This is a genomic window from Actinomadura sp. 3N407 (genome assembly GCF_052245875.1).
In the GTDB taxonomy this organism is placed as follows: domain Bacteria; phylum Actinomycetota; class Actinomycetes; order Streptosporangiales; family Streptosporangiaceae; genus Spirillospora.
In genome coordinates this window covers 1-537 of sequence record NZ_JBQQBP010000105.1, presented here as the reverse complement: position 1 = coordinate 537, position 537 = coordinate 1, and the positions used below count along the sequence as shown (strand labels likewise).

The 537-nt window shown below is 61.8% G+C and carries 1 protein-coding gene; it reads right to left on the bottom strand.

Features of this window, described 5'->3' with window-relative positions:
• A partial coding sequence (locus ACTWPP_RS45155) for a GspE/PulE family protein (RefSeq protein WP_443110642.1) occupies positions 1 to 537 on the bottom strand: 537 nt, incomplete at both ends.

Sequence of the window (537 nt, the reverse complement as noted above, 5' to 3'; positions counted from 1 at the left end):
GTTCGTCATTCATGCGCAGTGACTCCGCGATGGCCCGCCGGCCGCGATAGCCGGTGCCTCGGCACGACGCACAGCCAATGCCGCGCCGAAATCGAAAGCCTTGCGCCACTTCGGGGTCGATGCCCGAGCGCGCCAGCAGTTCAGGCGCGTACTGCTCCGGCACCGAGCAATCCGCGCAGCACTGGCGCAGCAGCCGTTGCGCAATCACACCGTTCAACGCAGAAACAAAGCTGTATGAATCGACGCCCATGTTGGTAAAGCGTCCGATCACATCGAACACGTTGTTGGCATGCACGGTCGTGAACACCTGGTGGCCGGTCAGCGCTGCCTGCACGGCAATCTGCGCGGTCTCGCTGTCACGAATTTCGCCCACCATGATCTTGTCGGGATCGTGCCGCAGGATCGACCGCAGCCCGCGCGCGAACGTCAGCCCCTTCGCCTCGTTGACGGGAATCTGCAAGATGTCGCCCAGTTGATATTCGACCGGGTCTTCGATCGTGATGATCTTCTCCAGGCCATCGTTGATCTCGGTGAGGA